Genomic DNA, 1,159 nt, shown 5'->3' on the forward strand with positions numbered 1-1,159 from the left:
TGGGGATACTCCTATTACACATAATACAGATCTATCTCTACGTCTCCTTACGTAACTTCCAAATTGAGGTCTTTTCTGAGTTACATATTTACTTTGCTGAAAACCAATTTGTTTTAAGATATTACACAATTCTTTTTGCGTATCTGTAAGATCAGCTATTATATCATCATGTACATTATCTATCTTATATATATTTGAATTTACTTTTATGTTTTCTACTGATTGTAAATTTCTTTTACCAACCAAGCTGTAAACTTCTTGTGCTATATTCTCTGCACTAAAAAGAATACTTATATCAAATAAATTATGCAACTTAATTGATAAGTTCCAATACTGAACATTATAGACCTTAGGATTGTTACGATAACGCAAATCAGGTGTTCCATTCAAACAAGTATGAAGCCAAGTTTCTTTTACTTCACCATAATTTATATTACTATCCAATTGTTTTTCTAATAGATGTATTTGTTGAATATCAGCACTTATATGAGAATAATTAATTATAGCAAAGTCGTTTTTAGTCGTTACTATTAAAACTGAATCATAAAAAATAATTTGAAAAGTCTTGAAATTAAGTGTTAATATACTTGGGATATCAAATTCAAAAAAAACTTTATGATTTCGCTCAATAACATACATATTTTCTGCATAATAATTATTATATACAGGACTAAAAACTAAATACACATTATTGTTTTTTGGCAGAGTAATCCGATTATGTTCGTATTGATGTATTATTTCTCGTAAGTTTACTACTGCTATCTCTTTTTTCAAAGTTAATTTTTTGATTTTATCTTCTAAAGTATGTGCTTTTTTAGATAGTATATTTCTTATAGGAGTAATAAAACCTATTAAGGATGACAAAGTGTTAATCCTTTTAAGTTTTTTATTAGTATCAGCTATAATTGATTCAATTCCTTCATTAGTACTAATTTTGTTCCTATAATTTTGTTTTATATATTCATATTCTTTATCAGTTAATCTAGAAAGAGGTATTATTTCGTCAATGCTAAAATCTTGATTATAATTTGATGAAGAATTGCATTTTTCATCAGTTGGAATATTTTTTATAGAATCAATAGCAGCAGATGTAGCCATTGCTATAGGCCATGCTAACATATTTGAAACAACTTTTGTTCCAAAATTCAAAGATGATTTC

The 1,159-nt window shown here is 26.2% G+C and carries 1 protein-coding gene; it reads right to left on the minus strand.

The features are described from left to right. The coding region (locus BACCOPRO_RS18095; RefSeq protein ID WP_008144273.1) for a hypothetical protein at positions 1–1,159 on the minus strand (1,159 nt) is incomplete at both ends.

This window comes from Phocaeicola coprophilus DSM 18228 = JCM 13818, assembly GCF_000157915.1.
GTDB lineage: Bacteria > Bacteroidota > Bacteroidia > Bacteroidales > Bacteroidaceae > Phocaeicola > Phocaeicola coprophilus.